This window comes from Pseudomonas imperatae (genome assembly GCF_057128625.1).
The window spans coordinates 1-19,860 of sequence record NZ_JBSKHP010000037.1 but is presented as its reverse complement, the minus strand read 5'-3'; the positions used below and the strand labels follow the sequence as shown (position 1 = coordinate 19,860).

The 19,860-nt window shown below is 64.3% G+C and carries 19 protein-coding genes; 12 read left to right on the top strand and 7 right to left on the bottom strand.

All coding sequences use genetic code 11. The annotated features are described in order from the left end of the window. Window positions 1–9: 9 nt before the first annotated feature. Genes dapD through ACWKWX_RS30080 form a run of 3 tightly spaced genes read left to right on the top strand, consistent with a single transcriptional unit; the run spans window position 10 to window position 2,711 of the window. Window positions 10–1,044: a 2,3,4,5-tetrahydropyridine-2,6-dicarboxylate N-succinyltransferase gene (gene dapD, locus ACWKWX_RS30090; protein ID WP_416422836.1), complete on the top strand. Its 1,035-nt coding sequence runs from the start codon at window positions 10–12 to the stop codon at window positions 1,042–1,044. A gap of 57 nt (window positions 1,045–1,101) precedes the next feature. After that, window positions 1,102–2,307, top strand: a complete 1,206-nt coding sequence (locus tag ACWKWX_RS30085) for an aminotransferase class V-fold PLP-dependent enzyme (protein ID WP_483829647.1) — start codon at window positions 1,102–1,104, stop codon at window positions 2,305–2,307. Then, window positions 2,304–2,711: a SufE family protein gene (locus ACWKWX_RS30080; protein WP_483829646.1), complete on the top strand. Its 408-nt coding sequence runs from the start codon at window positions 2,304–2,306 to the stop codon at window positions 2,709–2,711. The genes ACWKWX_RS30085 and ACWKWX_RS30080 overlap by 4 nt, the downstream gene beginning before the upstream one ends. Before the next feature lie 92 nt (window positions 2,712–2,803). Here ACWKWX_RS30080 and tcdA read toward each other — a convergent pair whose 3' ends face one another. After that, window positions 2,804–3,631 carry a tRNA cyclic N6-threonylcarbamoyladenosine(37) synthase TcdA gene (gene tcdA / locus ACWKWX_RS30075; protein ID WP_416422833.1) on the bottom strand — a complete coding sequence of 276 codons (828 nt, stop codon included), beginning with the start codon at window positions 3,629–3,631 and terminating at the stop codon, window positions 2,804–2,806. A 236-nt stretch (window positions 3,632–3,867) separates the two neighbouring features. Here tcdA and ACWKWX_RS30070 point away from each other — a divergent pair, with 236 nt between their 5' ends. Continuing rightward, window positions 3,868–6,459: a glycosyltransferase gene (locus ACWKWX_RS30070; protein ID WP_473005593.1), complete on the top strand. Its 2,592-nt coding sequence runs from the start codon at window positions 3,868–3,870 to the stop codon at window positions 6,457–6,459. A gap of 81 nt (window positions 6,460–6,540) precedes the next feature. Here ACWKWX_RS30070 and ACWKWX_RS30065 read toward each other — a convergent pair whose 3' ends face one another. Then, complete coding sequence (locus tag ACWKWX_RS30065) at window positions 6,541–6,711, bottom strand: hypothetical protein (RefSeq protein WP_473005592.1); 171 nt, start codon at window positions 6,709–6,711, stop codon at window positions 6,541–6,543. Between the two features lie 99 nt (window positions 6,712–6,810). Beyond that, window positions 6,811–7,017, bottom strand: a complete 207-nt coding sequence (locus ACWKWX_RS30060; RefSeq protein ID WP_473005591.1) for a hypothetical protein — start codon at window positions 7,015–7,017, stop codon at window positions 6,811–6,813. Window positions 7,018–7,231: 214 nt separating this feature from the next. Here ACWKWX_RS30060 and dapE point away from each other — a divergent pair, with 214 nt between their 5' ends. The 3 genes from dapE to ACWKWX_RS30045 are packed head-to-tail and all read left to right on the top strand — an operon-like array spanning window position 7,232 to window position 9,598. Next, a complete protein-coding gene (gene dapE, locus ACWKWX_RS30055) occupies window positions 7,232–8,383 on the top strand; it encodes a succinyl-diaminopimelate desuccinylase (protein ID WP_416422831.1) in 1,152 nt (383 codons plus the stop codon). Then, the gene (locus tag ACWKWX_RS30050) at window positions 8,383–9,201 is read left to right on the top strand and encodes a putative RNA methyltransferase (protein WP_473006817.1); all 819 of its coding nucleotides are present in this window, start codon (window positions 8,383–8,385) and stop codon (window positions 9,199–9,201) included. The genes dapE and ACWKWX_RS30050 overlap by 1 nt, the downstream gene beginning before the upstream one ends. A gap of 19 nt (window positions 9,202–9,220) precedes the next feature. Beyond that, window positions 9,221–9,598: a hypothetical protein gene (locus ACWKWX_RS30045; RefSeq protein WP_416422830.1), complete on the top strand. Its 378-nt coding sequence runs from the start codon at window positions 9,221–9,223 to the stop codon at window positions 9,596–9,598. 42 nt (window positions 9,599–9,640) lie between these two features. On the opposite strand, the gene ACWKWX_RS30040 is transcribed toward ACWKWX_RS30045, so the two are convergent. Then, window positions 9,641–9,850, bottom strand: coding sequence for a cold-shock protein (locus tag ACWKWX_RS30040; protein WP_416422829.1), 210 nt, complete (start codon window positions 9,848–9,850; stop codon window positions 9,641–9,643). Window positions 9,851–9,966: 116 nt separating this feature from the next. Here ACWKWX_RS30040 and plsB point away from each other — a divergent pair, with 116 nt between their 5' ends. The 3 genes from plsB to ACWKWX_RS30025 all read left to right on the top strand — a co-directional run bounded on the left by plsB (window position 9,967) and on the right by ACWKWX_RS30025 (window position 13,627). Continuing rightward, window positions 9,967–12,450, top strand: coding sequence for a glycerol-3-phosphate 1-O-acyltransferase PlsB (gene plsB / locus ACWKWX_RS30035; RefSeq protein WP_483829645.1), 2,484 nt, complete (start codon window positions 9,967–9,969; stop codon window positions 12,448–12,450). Window positions 12,451–12,513: 63 nt separating this feature from the next. After that, on the top strand, window positions 12,514–12,912 hold the full coding sequence (locus ACWKWX_RS30030; protein WP_416422827.1) for a YbaY family lipoprotein: 399 nt from the start codon (window positions 12,514–12,516) through the stop codon (window positions 12,910–12,912). Window positions 12,913–12,937: 25 nt separating this feature from the next. After that, window positions 12,938–13,627, top strand: a complete 690-nt coding sequence (locus tag ACWKWX_RS30025; protein WP_416422826.1) for a DUF4197 domain-containing protein — start codon at window positions 12,938–12,940, stop codon at window positions 13,625–13,627. 52 nt (window positions 13,628–13,679) lie between these two features. On the opposite strand, the gene ACWKWX_RS30020 is transcribed toward ACWKWX_RS30025, so the two are convergent. The 3 genes from ACWKWX_RS30020 to ACWKWX_RS30010 all read right to left on the bottom strand — a co-directional run bounded on the left by ACWKWX_RS30020 (window position 13,680) and on the right by ACWKWX_RS30010 (window position 18,218). Then, the gene (locus ACWKWX_RS30020; protein ID WP_483829644.1) at window positions 13,680–15,038 is read right to left on the bottom strand and encodes a Fic family protein; all 1,359 of its coding nucleotides are present in this window, start codon (window positions 15,036–15,038) and stop codon (window positions 13,680–13,682) included. A gap of 101 nt (window positions 15,039–15,139) precedes the next feature. Then, a complete protein-coding gene (locus ACWKWX_RS30015) occupies window positions 15,140–17,320 on the bottom strand; it encodes a TonB-dependent receptor (RefSeq protein WP_483829643.1) in 2,181 nt (726 codons plus the stop codon). Between the two features lie 118 nt (window positions 17,321–17,438). Further along, the gene (locus ACWKWX_RS30010) at window positions 17,439–18,218 is read right to left on the bottom strand and encodes a class I SAM-dependent methyltransferase (RefSeq protein ID WP_473005586.1); all 780 of its coding nucleotides are present in this window, start codon (window positions 18,216–18,218) and stop codon (window positions 17,439–17,441) included. 94 nt (window positions 18,219–18,312) lie between these two features. Here ACWKWX_RS30010 and ACWKWX_RS30005 point away from each other — a divergent pair, with 94 nt between their 5' ends. Together ACWKWX_RS30005 and ACWKWX_RS30000 are read left to right on the top strand one after the other, a co-directional pair. Further along, window positions 18,313–18,930 carry an energy transducer TonB gene (locus tag ACWKWX_RS30005; RefSeq protein WP_416422822.1) on the top strand — a complete coding sequence of 206 codons (618 nt, stop codon included), beginning with the start codon at window positions 18,313–18,315 and terminating at the stop codon, window positions 18,928–18,930. A 607-nt stretch (window positions 18,931–19,537) separates the two neighbouring features. After that, complete coding sequence (locus ACWKWX_RS30000) at window positions 19,538–19,786, top strand: DUF6124 family protein (protein ID WP_473005585.1); 249 nt, start codon at window positions 19,538–19,540, stop codon at window positions 19,784–19,786. Window positions 19,787–19,860: the final 74 nt, after the last annotated feature.

The window sequence follows — 19,860 nt, the reverse complement described above, 5'->3', positions numbered from 1 at the left end:
GGTAACTGCATGTCCACTACCCTGTTCAGCCTGGCTTTCGGCGTCGGCACCCAGAATCGCAATGGCGCCTGGCTTGAAGTGTTCTACGCACAACCCCTGGTGTCGCCGTCGGCCGAACTGATCGCCGCGGTCACCCCTGTCCTGGGCTACACCGGTGGCAACCAGGCCATCACCTTCACCACCGCCCAGGCCTCGCAGCTGGCCGAAGCCCTGAAGGGCGTCGACGCCGCCCAGGCCGCCCTGCTCACCCGCCTGGCCGAGAGCCACAAGCCGCTGGTCGCCACCCTGCTGGCCGAAGACGCCGCGCTGACCTCCACCCCAGAGGCCTACCTGAAGCTGCACCTGCTGTCGCACCGCCTGGTGAAGCCGCACGGCGTCAGCCTGGCCGGCATCTTCCCGCTGCTGCCAAACGTGGCCTGGACCAGCCAGGGCGCCGTCGACCTGGCCGAACTGGCAGAACTGCAACTGGAAGCGCGCCTGAAGGGCGAGCTGCTGGAAGTGTTCTCGGTGGACAAGTTCCCGAAAATGACCGACTACGTGGTACCGGCTGGCGTGCGTATCGCCGATGCCGCCCGTGTGCGCCTGGGCGCCTACATCGGCGAAGGCACCACCATCATGCACGAAGGCTTCGTCAACTTTAACGCAGGCACCGAAGGCCCGGGCATGATCGAAGGCCGCGTGTCGGCTGGCGTGTTCGTCGGCAAGGGCTCGGACCTGGGCGGCGGCTGCTCCACCATGGGCACCCTGTCGGGCGGCGGCAACATCGTCATCAAGGTCGGCGAAGGCTGCTTGATCGGCGCGAACGCCGGTATCGGCATCCCATTGGGTGACCGCAACACCGTGGAAGCTGGCCTGTACATCACCGCCGGCACCAAGGTAGCCCTGCTGGACGAAAGCAACCAGCTGGTCAAAGTGGTCAAGGCCCGTGACCTGGCTGGCCAGACCGACCTGCTGTTCCGTCGCAACTCGGAAACCGGCGCCGTGGAATGCAAGACCCACAAGTCGGCCATCGAGCTGAACGAAGCGCTGCACGCTCACAACTAAGCGGCACCGCGCAGGCCCGGCACTGTGCCGGGCCTGCCTGCCCAGAGCCCCGATCCCATGTTCCAGCCCTCCCCCTGGCGTGCCGATTTTCCGGCCATCGCCGCCCTGCAACGCCAGCACCAGACGTATCTGGACAATGCGGCAACCACGCAGAAACCCCAGGCCCTGCTCGATGCATTGGCCCACTATTACAGCCACGGCGCCGCCAACGTGCACCGTGCGCAACACCTGCCAGGCGCCTTGGCGACTCAAGCGTTCGAAGCCAGCCGCGAGAAAGTCACGCAATGGCTCAACGCTGCCAGCCCCAGCCAGGTGGTCTTCACCCACGGCGCCACCAGCGCCCTGAACCTGTTGGCCTACGGGCTGCAGGCGCATTTCCAGCCCGGTGACGAAATCGTTATCAGCGCCCTGGAGCACCACGCCAACCTGCTGCCCTGGCAACAGCTGGCCCAGCGCGCCGGCTTGAAACTGGTGGTGCTGCCGCTGACCGTCAACGGGCTGATCGACCTCGACGCAGCCGCCAGCCTGATGGGCCCACGCACCCGGCTGCTGGCCGTCAGCCAGCTGTCCAACGTGCTCGGCGCCTGGCAACCCCTCGAGCCCTTGCTGGCCCTGGCGCGCGCCCAAGGCGCGCTGACCGTGGTCGACGGTGCCCAGGGCGTGGTACATGGCCGCCATGACGTGCAACAACTGGGCTGCGACTTCTACGTGTTTTCCAGCCACAAGCTGTACGGCCCGGATGGCGTCGGTGTGCTCTACGGCCGCAGCGAAGCGCTGGGCAAACTGAGCCACTGGCAATTCGGCGGCGAGATGGTGCATGTGGCCGACTACCACAGCGCCAGCTTCCACCCCGCGCCGCTGGGCTTCGAGGCCGGCACCCCGCCCGTGGCCGGCGTGATCGGCCTGGGCGCCACCCTGGACTACCTGGCCAGCCTCGACCACGAAGCCGTCATGGCCCACGAAAACACCCTGCACGGCCTGCTGCTGCGCGGCCTCAACGACCGCGAGGGCGTGCGCCTGCTGGGCACCCCGCAACTGGCCCTGGCCAGCTTCGTGGTGGACGGCGTGCACAACGCCGACCTGGCGCACCTGCTCACCGAACAGGGCATTGCCGTGCGCGCCGGGCACCATTGCGCCATGCCGCTGCTGAAAAGCCTGGGGCTGGCCGGTGCAATTCGTGTGTCGCTGGCGCTGTACAACGACAGCGACGACCTGCAGCGCTTCTTCGAGGCGCTGGACAAGTCGTTGGAATTGCTGCGATGAGCCTGCCCGTGCACGCCGCCGAGGCCTTGCAGGCCTTCGAACAAGCTGCGGGCTGGGAACAGCGCGCGCGCCTGCTGATGCAGTGGGGCGAGCGTCTTGCGCCCCTGGCCGATGACGAAAAAAGCACCGAGCATCTAGTGCACGGCTGCGAGAGCCAGGTGTGGTTGATCGCCACCCAGGCGGATGGCCAATGGCAGTTCCGGGCCGGTAGCGATGCGCGCCTGATTCGCGGCTTACTGGCGCTGCTGCTGGTACGGGTCGAAGGGTTGAGCGCCGCCGAACTGACGGCGCTGGACCTGCCGGGGTGGTTCCAACAGCTAGGGCTTGGCCGTCAGTTGTCGCCGTCGCGCAGCAATGGCTTGAACGCGGTGCTCAAGCGCATGGCGGAGCTGGCCGCTCCCTGACGCCACCTTCGGCAACTGCTACGCAAAACAATGCGCCCCCGGTAGCAGCGGCCGCCAGGCCGCGTCCAAACCGCCGCGTAATTCCAGGTCGTTTACGGTTTGCTTGTAACCGTGGCCGCCTGGCCGCGCTCGGACGGGCGGCGCACCCCCGCCACCAACTTATCCACCGCCCGCGCCGCCGCCACCATGCCGAAGGTCGCGGTCACCATCATCACCGCGCCGAACCCTCCGGCGCAGTCCAGCTTCACCCCTTCGCCCACGAACGCCTTGGTCAGGCACACGCCGCCCTTGTTGTCCGGGTAGCGCAGTTGCTCGGTGGAATACACGCACGGCACGCTGTAATGCCGGGTGGTGTTACGGGAGAAACCGTAGTCACGGCGCAGGGTGGAGCGCACGTTGGCGGCCAGCGGGTCGTTGTGGGTGCGGTTCAGGTCGCAGACCTTGATCTGCGTGGGGTCGATCTGCCCGCCCGCACCGCCGGTGGTGATGATGCCGATCTTGCGGCGCTTGCACCAGGCGATCAGCGCCGCCTTGGCGAGCATGCTGTCGATGCAGTCGATCACGAAGTCCAGGTCTGGGGTGATGTACTCGGCCATGGTCTCGCGGGTCACGAAGTCGCTGACCGCGTGCACCGTGCACGCCGGGTTGATCGCCCGCAGGCGCTCGGCCATCACCTCGACCTTGGGCTTGCCGACGTTGCCGTCCAGTGCATGCAACTGGCGGTTGACGTTGCTCACGCAGACATCGTCCAGGTCGAACAGCGAGATCTCGCCGACGCCGCTGCGGGCCATGGCTTCAGCCGCCCACGAGCCCACGCCGCCGATGCCGACGATGGCCACATGGGCGGCGCGCAGGCGCTGCATGCCCTCGCGACCGTACAGCCGGGTAACACCTTCGAAACGTGGATCTTCTGTGCTCATGGACCTGGACCTCAAAAACCGGCGCGCATTATAGGCCTGTAGCACGCACAGATCACCTGTGGCGTTTAATGCGCTACAACTAATAGCAGGCAAGAACTTAAACAAAAAATTCCAATCTAAACGTATGTTTTCAGACATCTCCTATACACACTTGTAACCTGCAGAGTAGGATGCGCGCCGGTTCGGCGCCCGTCGCCGGCACTCCCCCGTTCCCCCGCTTCGGAACCCAAGCCCCCATGTCATCGCGTAAATTTGGTCTCAACCTGGTGGTAGTCGTCGCGATCGCGGCCCTATTCACGGGTTTCTGGGCGTTGATCAACCGCCCGGTCAGCGCCCCCGACTGGCCTGAACAAATCTCCGGCTTCTCCTACTCGCCTTTCCGCCTGGGCCAAAGCCCGCAGAAAGAACAGTACCCCACTGACGACGAAATTCGTCAGGACCTCGAGCAGATGAGCAAGCTGACCGACAGCATCCGCATCTACTCGGTGGATGGCACCCAGGCCGACATTCCGAAAATCGCCGAGGAGTTCGGCCTGCGCGTCACCGTGGGCGTGTGGATCAGCCCCGACCTTGAGCGCAACGAACGCGAAATTGCCAAGGCCATCGAACTGGCCAACACCACCCGCAGCGTCGTGCGCGTGGTGGTCGGCAACGAAGCGCTGTTCCGCAAGGAAGTGACCGTCAAGGACCTGGAAGGCTACCTGGACCGTGTCCGTGCCGCCGTGAAGGTGCCGGTGACCACGTCCGAGCAATGGCACATCTGGGAGCACAACCAGTCGCTGGCCAAGCACGTGGACCTGATTGCCGCGCACATCCTGCCGTACTGGGAATTCATCCCGATGGACAAGGCCGGCCAGTTCGTCCTCGACCGGGCGCGGGAACTCAAGCACATGTTCCCGAAAAAGCCGCTGCTGCTGTCTGAAGTGGGCTGGCCGAGCAACGGCCGCATGCGCGGTGGTGCCGACGCCACCCAGGCCGACCAGGCCATCTACCTGCGCACCCTGGTCAACAAGCTCAACCGCCAGGGCTACAACTACTTCGTGATCGAAGCCTACGACCAGCCCTGGAAGGCCAGCGACGAAGGCTCGGTGGGCGCGTACTGGGGCGTGTTCAACGCTGCGCGCCAGCAGAAATTCAACTTTGAAGGCCCAGTCGTGGCCATTCCGCAATGGCGTGTGCTGGCCATCGGCTCGGTGGTGCTGGCCATGCTGTCGTTGGCCCTGCTGCTGATCGACGGCTCGGCCCTGCGCCAGCGTGGCCGCACCTTCCTGACCTTCATCGCGTTCCTGTGTGGCTCGGTGCTGGTGTGGATCGGCTATGACTACAGCCAGCAATACAGCACCTGGTTCAGCCTGACGGTCGGTTTCCTGCTGGCCCTGGGCGCGCTGGGCGTATTCATCGTGCTGCTGACCGAGGCCCACGAACTGGCCGAAGCCGTGTGGACGCACAAGCGCCGCCGCGAGTTCCTGCCGGTGGAGGGCGACTCCAACTACCGGCCGAAAGTGTCCATCCACGTGCCGTGCTACAACGAGCCGCCGGACATGGTCAAACAGACCCTGGACGCCCTGGCGGCACTGGATTACCCGGACTACGAAGTCCTGATCATCGACAACAACACCAAGGATCCCGCGGTTTGGGAACCGGTGCAGGCCTACTGCGAAACCCTGGGCCCGCGCTTCAAGTTCTTCCACGTCGCGCCCCTGGCCGGCTTCAAGGGCGGTGCGCTGAACTACCTGATCCCGCACACCGCGCCAGACGCCGAAGTGATCGCCGTGATCGACTCCGACTACTGCGTGGACCGCAACTGGCTCAAGCACATGGTGCCGCACTTCGCCGATCCGAAGATTGCCGTGGTGCAATCGCCGCAGGACTACCGCGACCAGAACGAAAGCACCTTCAAAAAGCTCTGCTACTCCGAGTACAAGGGCTTCTTCCACATCGGCATGGTCACCCGTAACGACCGTGACGCGATCATCCAGCACGGCACCATGACCATGACCCGCCGCTCGGTGCTCGAAGAGCTGGGCTGGGCCGACTGGTGTATCTGCGAAGACGCCGAACTGGGCCTGCGGGTGTTCGAGAAAGGGTTGTCGGCGGCGTACTACCACCACAGCTACGGCAAGGGCCTGATGCCCGACACCTTCATCGACTTCAAGAAGCAGCGTTTCCGCTGGGCCTACGGCGCTATCCAGATCATCAAGCGCCACACCGCCAGCCTGCTGCGCGGCAAGGACACCGAGCTGACCCGCGGCCAACGCTACCACTTCCTGGCGGGCTGGCTGCCGTGGGTGGCCGATGGCATGAACATCTTCTTCACCGTGGGCGCCCTGCTGTGGTCGGCGGCGATGATCATCGTGCCGCAACGGGTCGACCCACCGCTGCTGATCTTCGCGATCCCGCCCCTGGCGCTGTTCGTGTTCAAGGTGGGCAAGATCGTGTTCCTGTACCGTCGCGCCGTGGGCGTTAACCTCAAGGACGCGTTCGCCGCCGCCCTAGCTGGCCTGGCGCTGTCGCACACCATTGCCAAGGCAGTGCTGTACGGCTTCTTCACCACCAGCATCCCGTTCTTCCGCACCCCGAAGAACGCTGACAGCCACGGCCTGCTGGTGGCCATCTCGGAGGCCCGCGAGGAGCTGTTCATCATGCTGCTGCTGTGGGGCGCGGCCGGCGGTATCTGCTTCGTGCAGGGCCTGCCGAGCTCCGACATGCGCTTCTGGGTGGCCATGCTGCTGGTGCAGTCGCTGCCCTACCTGGCGGCGCTGATCATGGCGTTCCTGTCGTCGCTGCCCAAACCGGCGCCGGCGCCGGAACCGGTGACTGCGCAGTAACCTGAAGAGAGGCCCGCAAATGCGGGCCTTTTTCTTATGACAAATTCAAGAACCTCACCTGTCGATGACCACGACACACGGTCATGACAGGAACCGGTGTAGACACAACACCCCCAAACCGAAGAAAAAGGTTACCGCAAAAGGCACCAAACCATAGGTTTCAGCCAGGGACTCCTTGCGGCCCATGTCTTTCTCTATTTGGTCAATTTCCTTGTCGATTGCCGCCAGGAAACGCTGAGTTGAACTGCTCATCCCTTCATCCTCTTTTGACGCCAGCCTAATCCCGCCGAATACCGACGGCAAACTCCTTCCAACCCCAAATGTGTCTCAAGCGATTTCACCGCCTGGAAGTCAAATCTTGAGCCAGAATGTTCCGACGGTAGTGATCGACGCTGTTGCCACCAAAATCGGATAAAACAATCCCTCTCGCTTCAACTTCACCGTCTCTGCCTTCAGTTTTGCGGTTTCCGACCTCAACTTTTCAGTTTCGATTGCCTTTCTGCGATTCTCGACAAGCAGGGCTTCGAGCTCCGCATTTTCTCTGTTGTCCAAAAGCATCCGTTGCCTCCACGTTCATCCAAGGTGCAGGGAACATTGTGCAATGGCTCGAAAATGAAATATGCCGGTCGTCTCCGACGTTTCTGTAGGAAGCGTCTCCATTTGAATTAATCGTGTCGGCCCATAGATCTACCAGCCCCTGCGCCCGCCCCCGTTTTGCTTTAACATGTCGCCCTCTTTATACGTGCCCTGCCCTGTTTTCGGAGTCTTCCCCATGACGGCCCACGCCGACCTTTCGCCGACCCTGCAACTCGCCTGCGACCTGATTCGCCGCCCTTCGGTCACCCCGGTGGACGCCGACTGCCAGAAGCTGATGATGCAGCGCCTGGGCGATGCCGGCTTCACGCTGGAGCCCATGCGCATCGAAGACGTCGACAACTTCTGGGCCAGCCACGGCACCCAGGAAGGCCCGGTGCTGTGCTTCGCCGGCCACACTGACGTGGTGCCCACCGGCCCGGTCAGCGCCTGGCAGACCGACCCGTTCGACGCGCTGATCGACGAGCAGGGCATGCTCTGCGGGCGCGGCGCGGCCGACATGAAAGGCAGCCTGGCGGCCATGCTGGTAGCGGCCGAGCGCTTCGTCGGTGACTACCCCAACCACCGCGGCGCGGTGACCTTCCTGATCACCAGCGACGAAGAAGGCCCTGCCCACCACGGCACCAAGGCCGTGGTCGAGCGCCTGGCCGCGCGCAACGAGCGCCTGGACTGGTGCATCGTCGGCGAGCCGTCGAGCACCAACCTGGTGGGTGACGTGGTCAAGAACGGCCGTCGCGGCTCCCTGGGCGCGACCCTGACCGTGCGCGGCAAGCAGGGCCACGTGGCCTACCCGCACCTGGCCCGCAACCCCATTCACCTGGCTGCCCCGGCGCTGGCTGAACTGGCCGCCGAGCATTGGGACAACGGCAACGCCTTCTTCCCGCCTACCAGCTTCCAGGTATCGAACCTGAACTCGGGCACCGGCGCCACCAACGTGATCCCGGGTGACCTGACCGCGGTGTTCAACTTCCGCTTCTCCACCGAATCCACCGTGGAAGGCCTGAAGGCGCGCGTGGCCGCCATCCTCGACAAGCACGAGCTGGACTGGCACGTGGACTGGGCGCTGTCGGGCCTGCCGTTCCTCACCGAGCCCGGCGCCCTGCTGGACGCGGTGTCGGCGAGCATCAAGGCGGTCACCGGCCGCGAGACCCAGGCGTCCACCAGCGGCGGCACCTCCGATGGCCGCTTCATCGCCACCCTGGGCACCCAGGTGGTCGAGCTGGGCCCGGTCAACGCCACCATCCACCAGGTCAACGAGCGCGTGCTGGCCAGCGACCTCGACGTGCTGACCGAGATCTACTACCAGACCCTGGTGAAACTGCTCGCATGATGCTCACCTGCCCCATCTGCAACGCCGGCCTGGCCAACGCCAGCGCCGGCAATGGCGTGGTCTGCCCCGCCGGCCACAGCTTCGACCGTGCACGCCAGGGTTACCTGAACCTGCTGCCGGTGCAGCACAAGAACAGCCGCGACCCCGGTGACAACCAGGCCATGGTGGAAGCGCGCCGCGACTTCCTCAACGCCGGCCACTACTCGCCCGTGGCCCAGCGCCTGGCGGAACTGGCCGCCGAGCGCCAGCCCGGCCGCTGGCTGGACATCGGCTGCGGCGAAGGCTACTACACCGCGCAGATCGCCGAGGCACTGCCCAAGGCCGACGGCTACGCCCTGGACATCTCCCGCGAGGCGGTGAAGCGCGCGTGCAAGCGCAACCCGGCCGTCACCTGGCTGGTGGCGAGCATGGCGCGCATCCCGCTGCCCGACGCCAGCTGCCAGTTCCTGGCCAGCGTGTTCAGCCCGCTGGACTGGCAGGAGGCCAAGCGCCTGCTGGTGCCCGGCGGAGGCCTGATGCGCGTGGGGCCGACCCGCGAGCACCTGATGGAGCTGCGCGAGCAGCTGTACGATGAAGTGCGCGAATACGTCGACGACAAGCACCTGCTACAGGTGCCAGAAGGCATGAGCCTGGCCCACAGCGAGACGCTGACCTTCAAGATCAAGCTGATCGACGGCCCGTCCCGCGCCAACCTGCTGGCCATGACACCCCATGGCTGGCGTGCCAGTGCCGAACGTCGCACAAAGGTCATCGAGCAGCCGCGGCCGTTCGTGGTCACCGTGTCCATGCGTTACGATTATTTTGTGCTGCAACCCTGATTCCCGAGTGAGTACGTCCATGCGCCAACCCGATATCGAGATTTACCTCAAAGACGCCGACGTCGACCACAAGGCCATCGCCGCGTGGCTGGGCGAGGCCCTGGGCCCGTGCAGCGACTGGGTACAGAAGGGCCAGACCTGGAAGTGCAAGGCCGGCAGCGTGCCAGTGACCTGGCTGCCCAAGGCCGTGGGCAAATGGAACAGCCTGTACCTGGAAAGCGACCAGACGCCATGGGACGACGACATCGCCTGCGCCCGCGCCGCCTTCGCCGCGCTGCAGGTGGAAGTCCGCTGCGCGCCGGGCAGCTGGGTGGAAGAGGAAGGTGAAGAAAGCGCCGACACCTGGATTCGTGTCAGCGCTGACGGTGAAGAGCAGATCACCTGGCGTACCAGCTGATCCCCCGCTTGTGGGAGCTGGCGAGCCAGCTCCCACACCCGGCTACAAACCCTGCACGTCCTCCGCCTGCGGGCCTTTCGGGCCGTTGACCAACGCATACTCCACCTGCTGCCCCTCTACCAGCGACCGATGCCCCTCGCCACGAATGGCGCGGAAATGCACGAACACATCGGCCCCGCCCTCACGCTGGATAAAGCCATAGCCCTTGGCATCGTTGAACCACTTGACGCTTCCTGTCTCACGAGACGACATCGGCACTACTCCGTTTTTTCTATTTATGGGACACAATTATTCTGCCGGCGGCGCTTTTTGCCGGACGATCGAGCCTGTAGAGTGCCGAGCATCCGTTTCAAGCAAGCACAGGCCTTATGACCCGTTTCCCGTTCCGCCGCTTTGCCTTTGGCACCCTGCGCCGACTGCTGTACCTCTGGGTTCGCTCGGAGACCATCAACCAGTCGTCCTTCACCCTGAACCTGGACCGCAGCCGGCCAGTGTTCTACGTGTTGCAGTCGCCGTCGGCCAGTGACCTGGCGGTGCTGGACACCGAGTGCACCAAGGCTGGCCTGCCGCGCCCGGTGCTGCCGGTCGCCGTTGGCCAGTTGCTGGAACCCGCCGCCTTCTTCTACCTCACCCCCGAGCCGGACTGGCTGGGCCGCCACGACAAGCGCGGCGCGCCACCGACCCTGGAGCGCCTGGTAGCGGCCATTAGCCAGAATGCCGAAGAAGATGCACAAATCATTCCCGTCAGCGTGTTCTGGGGCCAGACCCCGGCCAGCGAGTCCAGCCCCTGGAAGCTGCTGTTCGCCGACAGCTGGGCGGTCACGGGCCGTCTGCGCCGGCTTGTGAGCATCCTGATCCTGGGCCGCAAGACCCGCGTGCAGTTCTCCGCGCCGATTCATTTGCGCGAGCTGGTGGCACAGAACAAAGGCCACGAACGCACCCTGCGCATGACCCAGCGCCTCCTTCGGGTGCACTTTCGTAACCTCAAGGCCGCAGTCATTGGTCCGGATATTTCCCACCGGCGCAACCTGGTCAAGGGCCTGGTCCACGACAGCCAGGTGCGCCAGGCCATCAGCGAAGAAGCCGCACGGCAGAACATCCCGCTGGAAAAAGCCGAGGCCCTGGCCCTGCGCTACGGCAACGAGATCGCCTCGGACTACACCTACACCGCCATCCGCTTCCTGGAAGTGGTGCTGAGCTGGTTCTGGAACAAGATCTACGACGGCATCAAGGTCAACAACATCGAAGGCGTGCAGGACGTCGCCCCTGGCCACGAAGTCATCTACGTGCCGTGCCACCGCAGCCACATCGACTACCTGCTGCTGTCCTACCTCTTGTTCCGCAACGGCCTGACGCCGCCGCACATCGCCGCCGGCATCAACCTCAACATGCCGGTGATCGGCGGCCTGCTGCGCCGGGGCGGGGCGTTCTTCATGCGCCGCACCTTCAAGGGCAACCCGCTGTACACCGCGGTGTTCAACGAATACCTGCACACCCTGTTCACCAAGGGCTTCCCCGTCGAATACTTCGTCGAGGGCGGGCGCTCGCGCACCGGGCGCATGCTGCAACCCAAGACCGGCATGCTGGCCATCACCCTGCGCAGCTTCCTGCGCTCGTCGCGCATGCCCATCGTCTTCGTGCCGGTGTACATCGGCTACGAGCGCGTGCTCGAGGGCCGCACCTACCTGGGCGAGCTGCGTGGCGCCAGCAAGAAAAAGGAGTCGATCTTCGACATATTCAAGGTCATCGGCGCCCTCAAGCAGCGCTTCGGCCAGGTGGCGGTGAACTTCGGCGAGCCGATCAAGCTGGCCGAATTCCTCGACGCCGAACAGCCAGGCTGGCGCGAGCAGGACCTGGGCCCGCAATACAAACCCCAGTGGCTGCATGAAACCACCCACCGCCTGGGCTCGCAGGTAGCGCAGCACCTCAACGAGGCGGCAGCGGTCAACCCGGTGAACCTGGTGGCCCTGGCGCTGCTGTCCACCACGCGCCTGGCCCTGGACGACGCGGCCATGGCGCGAGTGCTGGACCTGTACCTGGCGCTGCTGCGCAAGGTGCCCTACTCGCCGCACACCACCTTGCCGGAGGGCGACGGCCGCGCGCTGATCGACCACGTCAAGGCCATGGACCTGCTGTCCGAGCAAAGCGACGCGCTGGGCAAGATCCTCTACCTGGACGAGCAGAACGCCGTCCTCATGACCTACTACCGCAACAACGTGCTGCACATCTTCGCCTTGCCCGCGCTGCTGGCCAGCTTCTTCCAGAGCAGCTCGCGCATGAGCCGTGAACAACTGCTGCGCTACACCCGCGCGCTGTACCCGTACCTGCAGTCGGAGCTGTTCATTCGCTGGTCCCTGGACGAGTTGGACGCAGTGATCGACCAGTGGCTGGAAGCCTTTGTCGAGCAGGGCCTGCTGCGCTTCGAGAATCAGGTGTACCTGCGCCCGGCGCCCAGCTCGCGCAAGTTCGTGCTGCTGACCCTGCTGTCGCGCAGCGTCGCCCAGACCCTGCAGCGTTTCTACATGGCCATCGCGCTGCTGCTCAACAACGGCCAGCACGCGCTGAGCGCCGAGGAACTGGAAGACCTGTGCACTATCATGGCCCAGCGCCTGTCTATCCTGCACGGGCTCAACGCGCCGGAGTTCTTCGACAAGAGCCTGTTCCGCCACTTCATCCAGACCCTGCTCGACCAGGGCGTGGTCACCCGCGACGCCGCCGGCAAACTGGGCTTCCACGACAAGCTGGGGGAACTGGCCGAGGGCGCAGCCAAGCGCGTGCTGCCGGCGGAAATTCGCCTGTCGATTCGCCAGGTGGCGCTGCACCGCAGCGACGAAGCCTTCCAGGGCAGCTGAAGTGCCGGGCGTTTATCCGTATCCTGTGCACTCCTACGCAGCATTCGATACGGAGATCCGCCCATGAAGCAACTCACCCTGGTCCTGTTGAGCGCCCTGCTGGGCGCCTGCAGCAGCTTCGACAGCGCACCCCAGGCGAGCCTCGACGGCGAAGTGTTCTACCTGCAACGCATGGCGCTGCCGCCATCGGCCACCCTCAGCGTGAGCCTGCAGGACATTTCCCTGGCCGATGCCCCGGCCCAGGTGCTGGCCAGCCAGAACGGCCCCATCAAGGGCCAGGTGCCACTGCCTTTCCACCTGCAATACGATCCCCGTCAGGTCCAGCCCGGCCACCGCTACGCGGTCAGCGCCCGCGTCGAGGCCGAGGGTCAGCTATTGTTTATCAGCACCGAGCAGCACACCGTGCAGCTGGACGGCAAGGATCCGCAGCCCCTGCGCATTCGCCTGAACCCTGCCCGCTAATTCAAATACGCAAAAGGACGCATCCATGCTTCGTCGTTCCGCCCCCTTCGCCGGCCTGATGGCTGGCCTGCTGCTGTGCACCCACGCCTTCGCCCTGGACCTGTCCAGCCTGTCCCAGGGGGACGCCAGCGGCGGCCTCAAGGACGCCCTGACCCAAGGCGCCCAGGTGGCCGTCAAGCAGCTGGGCACGCCCGGCGGCTTCAGCAACAACCCGGACGTGCGCATTGAACTGCCAGGCAAGCTGGGCAAGGCGGCCAAGGCCATGAAGAAATTCGGCATGGGTAGCCAGGTGGACGCCCTGGAAACCAGCATGAACCAGGCCGCCGAAGCCGCCATGCCGCAAGCCCAGGCACTGCTGGTGGACGCCGTGAAGAAAATGACCGTGACCGACGCCAAGGGCATCCTCACCGGCGGCAACGACTCGGCTACCCAGTACCTGAGCAAGACCAGCCGCGAACAGATCCGCGAGAAATTCCTGCCCATCGTCAAGCAGGCCACCGACAAGGTCGGCCTGGCGCAGAAATTCAACAGCTTCGCCGGCCAGGCCGCCAGCCTGGGCGTGATCGACAGCAAGGACTCGAACCTGGAAGGCTACGTGACCGAACAGGCGCTGAACGGCCTGTTCAAGGAAATCGCCAACCAGGAAGCCAGCATCCGCAAGAACCCGGCGCAGGCGGCTACCAGCCTGGCGAAGAAGGTGTTTTCGGCGCTGTAACCGCTGCCGCTACGGTGACTGTCTTGGCAGCTGCACCAGGACAGTCGCTGTATCATGGCCGCGTCCACATTCGCTGGATAGCTGCCTGGTCCACCATGCGAAACACCCATTCCCGCCCCCGCTTGTTCTTGATGAATAGATCCAGGTCAACCAGGCCATTGAGCGCCGCAGACGCGGTATTGTAGGAACAGCCCAGGTTTTCCTTGACGGTAACCGCGGTGAATTCACGCTCCGACCCCGACCGCGCGACCTGAAGCACCGCCCGCTGATGCTCATTGAGGTGCGCGTACAACTCTGAGCCCCTGAGCCAATGCTCGAACGACTGGGCATCCGCAAGGCTACGCGTATAGGCCTCGCTGAAGCTGCTGACCGCTCGCACAATGACCGCGCATTGGTAATCAATGAAGTAGGTGAGATCCAGGTCATCGGTTTCCGTGCACAGGTACGAGCGCCCATATTTCACTGGGGCATTCTTGAGCAAGACGCTGATGGCAATGTAGCGAAAAGCGCAGTAGTCACTCTTGAACATGAACCAGTAAAACAGTGCCCTGGCCACCCTGCCGTTGCCGTCCCGGAAGGGGTGCTCGAAACCAATGGCGAAATACAGTGCTATCGCACGGATCAATGGATGAAGATAGCCCGGTGCCTCCACCCCGACCGGGTCGACATTGACCCACTCGACCAGCCGCTGCAATCGCGTTTCCAACCCCTGCGCGGGGGGTGGAGTGTGGACGACATTGCCATCACCATCCTGCACTACTACCTGGTCGTGGTTGCGAAACTGCCCCGGGGCATACTTTTCATCATCAATGCCCGCAACACCCACCTCGTGCATTTGCTCGATCAACTGCACGCTCAGCGGTGCGCGCCGTTGCTCCCAGGCAAACTTCATCATCCGGTAGTTACCCAGGATCATTCGCTCGTCAGGCGTCCTCGGTAACCGCTTGCGTTTAAGTAGATCCTTGGCAACCAGGGTCGTGGTGGCCGCGCCCTCCAACTGGCTGCTACTGATCGCTTCGTCTTCGATCAGGTCATTGAGCAGATAATTGAAATGCGCTTTCTCCCCTATACGGCCAGTCATGTACTCCAAGGCGGCACTGGTGGCCTGTTGGTCCACCAGGGTGATCGCCTTGTGGATTTGCGGAGTCGCCATCCAGACTGCCCAGCGAACGGGTTCGTCGAGTGGCAGCAGCGGTGACTGAGCCTTCAGGCGGGCCGACTTGACCATGGACCAACAGAGCACCGGCACTAACGTGGGCGGCCAACGATGGCGAAGCTCGTCGAAATGCAGGTACCGGCCTTTGTCATCCAAGGGTTGGTGCAATGCCAGGTAGTCGGCCGCCGCCAACGCGAATGCCGGGTGAGTAGCGGCTTGCGCGGGGCCAAGGGCCTGTGGAGGAGGCTTGAGCATCGCTATCTCAAAAAATAGGAAGATTGAGATAAGAATACATCAAGCCACCTTCATGTTTCAGTTTTTACTGATTTTGAGACAACGTAAGTGATGTATTCGCCTTAGAACTTATACACCGCCGACAGCACCGCCGACCTTCCGTCCCCATACTCGATCGCCGAAGAACGCTTGTTGTTGCCCTCCACCGTGCGTACACGCTCCACGTAGTGGGTGTTCAACAGATTGTCGACGTTCAGCTGCAGGTCCAGCTCCTTGGTTACCTTGTACCCGAGCATGGCCTGGTGCACCCAGTAGCCGTCCACCTTGTAGGTGGCGTCGTCACGCAGGTTGCGCTCGCTCACGTGGCGCAGGCCGTAGCCCAGGCGCCAGTCACCCGGCAGTTGGTAGGCGGTCCACAGGCTGAAGGAGCGTGGCGGGGTATTGGCCAGGGCCTGCCCTTCGGCGCGCGGGTTGGTCTTGGATTTCAGGGTTTCGCTCTGCATGAAGGTGTAGTTGGCAATCACCTGCCAGTGTTCGCTGAGGTTGCCGGTGGCGCCCAGTTCCAGGCCTTGTACCCGTTGCAGGCCGGCCAGCAGCGACTCACCGGTTTCAAGCTTCTCGCGCACGTTGTCCTTCTGGGTGCGGAACAGCGCCGCGTTCAGCTGCAGGCCACCGGCCAGCAGGTCCCACTTGGTGCCCAGTTCCCAGGTGCGGCTGGTTTCCGGATCAACCTTGTGGGTGCCCTGGGTCACGCCGTAGCCACCGGTGACCAGGCTTTCGGCGGACGGGTTGAAGGAATTGCCATAGGCCAGGTAGATACGGCCGTTGGGCGCCGGCTTGTAGACCAGCCCGGCGCGGTGGCTGAGGAAGCCGTCGCGGGTGTCGTATTGGGTGCGGCTGTCGTCCGGCTGGCGTTCCAGGCTGCTGCCGTCGATCCAGTCCTGGCGCAGGCCCAGCATCAGGTCCCATTGCGGGTGCAGGCTCAAGGTGTCCAGGGCGTAGATGCTGGTGGTCTGCAGGCGGTTGCGCAGACTGGCTTCGCGGGTACGGCTGGTGGGCCCGGCCCAGTAGCCTGGCGGGTTGGCCAGGTCGTACACGTGGTCGGCGGCCAGCTTGCGGATGTTGTAGTTGCTGGCGTCGCGGCGGTAGCGTTCGAAGGACAGGTCCATGCCGGTCACCAGCGTGTGGCCGATGCCGAAGGTGTCGAAGCGGCTGGTCAGCAGCGAGCTGTTGAGCCACTGGTCGGTGACGATCTCGCGGCCGTAGCCCTGTGGCCCTGCAGGCCGGTATTTGCCCGGCGGCAGGCCGTCGCGGTCGACGTGGGAGGCCGACACCACGCCGCTGCGCTGCACGCGCGAGTAGCGCAGGGTGTTCTGCAGCGACAGGGCGTCGCTGAAGTCATGCTCGAACAGCGCGCTGAGGCGGTCGGTGGTGATCTGGTCCTTGTCCAGGTTGCGCCAGCCGAAATAGGCGTCGCGCTTCACCCCCTCGATCAGCTTGCCCTTGAAGGTGGGCAGGCCATAGTCGGGCAGGTTGTCATCCTGCTGGTGCAGGTAGCTGAAGGTCAGGCGGGTGGCGGCGCCCAGGCCCAGCAGCACCGAGGGCGCCAGGCCCCAGCGCTCGCGCTCGATCTGCTGGCGGCCGGGCACGTCGTTGCCGTGGGCCATGAGGTTGAGGCGCACGGCGCTGCCGGTGCCCACCCCGGCCAGCGGCTGGTTGGTGTCGAGGGTCAGGCGCCGGTAATGGTCGGTGCCCAGGCCTGCGCCCAGTTCAGTGAAGGCCACGCCGGCCTGCGGGGTCTTGCTGATCAGGTTGACCGTGCCGCCGGTGGTGCCGGCGCCGCCGAACACCGAGTTGGGGCCCTTGATGACCTCCACCGCCTGCAGGTTGAAGCTGTCGCTGCGGGTGGTCTGCGGGCTGTCGCGCAGGCCGTCGAGCAGCACGTTGTTGGTGGCGTTGAAGCCGCGGATGTTGAGCAGGTCGCCCGAACCGCCGCCGCCTTCGCCAGCATCGAAGGTAATGCCCGAGACGTTGGACAGCACCTGGCGCAGGCTGAGCGCGTTCTGTTCGCGCATCACCTGCTCGCCGACCACGGTGACGGTCTGCGGGGTGTCCAGCAGCGACTCGGTGAGCTTGCCCGATGCCGAGCGCTCGGCCTTGTAGCGTTGCTGACGCTCGCGTTCGGCCTCCACCTGCACGCTTTCCAGCTGCACCGGCGCGCCGTCGGCGAACGCCAGCCACGAGCAGGACATCAGTGCCAGGCCGCTGGCGGGCCGGCCCAAAGCCGATCGTTGATGTGCCATGAAGTACTTCCTCCCCCAATAATTTGAGGGGGAAGTCTACGGGCGAAAAAGCCGGAAAAACCGTCGCCAAAAAAATCAGGAAACGTCCTACTTTACGTCTGTAGGACGCAAATCCCCACTATTTCAGTGCTTTCTTTGGGTAGATGTCGTAGCGGCTGGACTTGCCTTCCAGGCTGTGGCTCGGCTTCGGCCCTTCGATGCACGGTGCCTTGCGCGGGCGCTTTACCACCACCCGGTGGGTGGCCAGGGCCAGGGCTGCCGCCAGCAGGGCCGGGGCGTCCATGTCGTCACCCACCAGCGGGCGGAACAGGCGCATTTCCTTCTTCACCAGGGCACTTTTCTCACGGTGGGGGAACATCGGGTCCAGGTAGATGACCTGCGGCGGCTCCCCCTGCCATTGGCGAATCAGCTCGATGGAGTTGCCCTTGAGCAGGTGCATGCGGGCAACGATGGCGCCCACCTCGGCATCGCCCTGGGCGCGGGCCAGGCCGTCTTCCAGCAGGGCGCCAATGATGGGCTGGCGCTCGATCAGGCTCATTTCGCAGCCCAGGCTGGCGAGCACGAAGGCGTCCTTGCCCAGGCCGGCGGTGGCGTCCAGCACGCGGGGGCGCACGCCCTGCTGGATGCCCACGGCCTTGGCGATCATCTGGCCGCTGCCGCCACCGAACAGCCGGCGGTGGGCCACCGCACCCTCGACGAAGTCCACGCGCACCGGGCCCGGCGCGTCGGGGCCCAATTGCTGCAGTTGCAGCCCGGCCTCGGTGGCCTGCAGGGCGAACTCGGCATCGGGCGCATCCAACGGCAGCGCCAGGCGCTGGGCCCATGCCTGGGCCTGGGGTTCAAGGGCGCTGGTGTGCGCCTCGACGCGGATGCATACCGCCGCTTGCTGCTCTGCCATGAAAATTCACTACTCAAAAAAATTTAAAGATCGACCCATTCGGCCGATAAGGAATATGTCAGGTATTTTGCCAGAGCCAGCGCCCTTTAGTGCCATGAGCAACCTTCAAACCACCTCCATTGGCTACATTTCGCCCCACGGCGACTTCAGCCGCCAGAACACCCAGGCATTGGGTGGCATCAGCCACCTGTGGTCGGACTTCTTCGCCCAGGCGATGGCGGACCAGGTGGGTGATGCGGCCGAGGGTAGCCTGGCGTTGCCCGACCAGGCGGTGGACCCTGAGGTAGAGCCTGCCGGCGGTGGCGACGTGCTGGCGCAGATCACCTCGCAGCGCCTGTGCGACGTGCAGGATACCGAAATAGCCCCGCCCGAGCCGCTGTTCCTGCCCAAGGCGGAGCTTGAAGCCGACCTGCTGCAGAAGGCCGCGCCGCCCTACCCGCCTGAAGAAATCGTGGACCAGCAGAAGCAGCTGGACTTCGACAACGGCTGGGTGCGCCCTATCGTGATGAACGCCAACCAGCCGCAGCCCGAGCCGGGCCCAGCGCCTGAGCCTAAATCCCTGTTCCTGCCGATCGCCGAGTTCGAGTGGGACCTGGCCGACAAGCATGTGCCATACGACGCGCAGACGCTGGCCGAGCAAGAGAAGCAGTTCGCCTTCGACACCAAATGGGCGCGGCCGTTGGTGGTGAATAATTTGCGTTTGGCGGCGTGATGGCTGACGGGCGCATGCCGGTGTTTTTGTAGCGCCCTCTAGACCGAGCGCCGCCCGCGCGGCGCATCGCGGGCAAGCCCGGCTCCTACCGTTTGTTTCGGGCCAATTTTTCCTGCAAGGCCGTTACCACCGCCTGGATGGCACCACCGCAGATCGGCAGCGAACAAACAAGGCGGACCTTCAGATGGCACTGGCATAACCGGCCCGAAACAGATGTAGGAGCCGGGCTTGCCCGCGATGCGCCGCGCGGGCGGCGCGCGATCTCAAGGGCAGCAACACCCTCAAGACATGCACCGCCCAAATCCTCCGGCCGACAGCTTTTGAAACAACCCCAGGGTTGTACCTCATCCCCCGCAGGGATAGGTTACCCCCGTCACTGCACATCAGTGACCGGGTGTGAGAGCCCGCACCGATGAACCCCAACGAAGCTCCAAACAGCTTTGCAAGGCGCCTGTTCGCCTGCAATATGCTCTATGGCGGCAGTGTACGGGCAAGCTCACGCTTGGCCGGGTTGGGGTTTTACCGGTGCTCTCACCCCGTGCACGGCCGCCACCTAATCGTGTGAGAGCGAATGTGGCGGACATCAAACCCCAATCGAGATCACATAATGTCTGATTTAGTGCCCGCCCCACCCAAAAACCAACCCCTCTTCACCGTCCACCCCAGCCTCCCCACCGACGAAGTCCTGATGCACGCCGCGCACCTGCTCGACTGCATCGCCAGCACCGCCTACGAACACGCCGACGGCCTTCACGGCCACGAACGCCATCAAGGCATGGCGGTCTACCACCTGGTGGAAATGGCCCGCCCCCTGGTAAACGCGGCCATCGAAGGCCTCAACCCCGAACACCCATAACCCGTAGCAGCAACTGTCTTGTGGGAGCTGGCTTGCCAGCGAGCTTTTATGGCCCCAACAGCTCGCTGGCAAGC

Coding starts and splice junctions, on each gene's coding strand:
- ACWKWX_RS30000 (WP_473005585.1), top strand. CDS start 19,538: ATGTCTGATTTAGTGCCCGCCCCACCCAAAAACCAACCCCTCTTCACC.
- ACWKWX_RS30040 (WP_416422829.1), bottom strand. CDS start 9,850: ATGTCGTCTCGTGAGACAGGAAGCGTCAAGTGGTTCAACGATGCCAAG.
- ACWKWX_RS30085 (WP_483829647.1), top strand. CDS start 1,102: ATGTTCCAGCCCTCCCCCTGGCGTGCCGATTTTCCGGCCATCGCCGCC.
- ACWKWX_RS30010 (WP_473005586.1), bottom strand. CDS start 18,218: ATGGCAGAGCAGCAAGCGGCGGTATGCATCCGCGTCGAGGCGCACACC.
- ACWKWX_RS30045 (WP_416422830.1), top strand. CDS start 9,221: ATGCGCCAACCCGATATCGAGATTTACCTCAAAGACGCCGACGTCGAC.
- dapD (WP_416422836.1), top strand. CDS start 10: ATGTCCACTACCCTGTTCAGCCTGGCTTTCGGCGTCGGCACCCAGAAT.
- ACWKWX_RS30070 (WP_473005593.1), top strand. CDS start 3,868: ATGTCATCGCGTAAATTTGGTCTCAACCTGGTGGTAGTCGTCGCGATC.
- dapE (WP_416422831.1), top strand. CDS start 7,232: ATGACGGCCCACGCCGACCTTTCGCCGACCCTGCAACTCGCCTGCGAC.
- ACWKWX_RS30065 (WP_473005592.1), bottom strand. CDS start 6,711: ATGAGCAGTTCAACTCAGCGTTTCCTGGCGGCAATCGACAAGGAAATT.
- tcdA (WP_416422833.1), bottom strand. CDS start 3,631: ATGAGCACAGAAGATCCACGTTTCGAAGGTGTTACCCGGCTGTACGGT.
- ACWKWX_RS30080 (WP_483829646.1), top strand. CDS start 2,304: ATGAGCCTGCCCGTGCACGCCGCCGAGGCCTTGCAGGCCTTCGAACAA.
- ACWKWX_RS30025 (WP_416422826.1), top strand. CDS start 12,938: ATGCTTCGTCGTTCCGCCCCCTTCGCCGGCCTGATGGCTGGCCTGCTG.
- ACWKWX_RS30020 (WP_483829644.1), bottom strand. CDS start 15,038: ATGCTCAAGCCTCCTCCACAGGCCCTTGGCCCCGCGCAAGCCGCTACT.
- ACWKWX_RS30060 (WP_473005591.1), bottom strand. CDS start 7,017: ATGCTTTTGGACAACAGAGAAAATGCGGAGCTCGAAGCCCTGCTTGTC.
- ACWKWX_RS30050 (WP_473006817.1), top strand. CDS start 8,383: ATGCTCACCTGCCCCATCTGCAACGCCGGCCTGGCCAACGCCAGCGCC.
- ACWKWX_RS30030 (WP_416422827.1), top strand. CDS start 12,514: ATGAAGCAACTCACCCTGGTCCTGTTGAGCGCCCTGCTGGGCGCCTGC.
- plsB (WP_483829645.1), top strand. CDS start 9,967: ATGACCCGTTTCCCGTTCCGCCGCTTTGCCTTTGGCACCCTGCGCCGA.
- ACWKWX_RS30015 (WP_483829643.1), bottom strand. CDS start 17,320: ATGGCACATCAACGATCGGCTTTGGGCCGGCCCGCCAGCGGCCTGGCA.
- ACWKWX_RS30005 (WP_416422822.1), top strand. CDS start 18,313: ATGAGCAACCTTCAAACCACCTCCATTGGCTACATTTCGCCCCACGGC.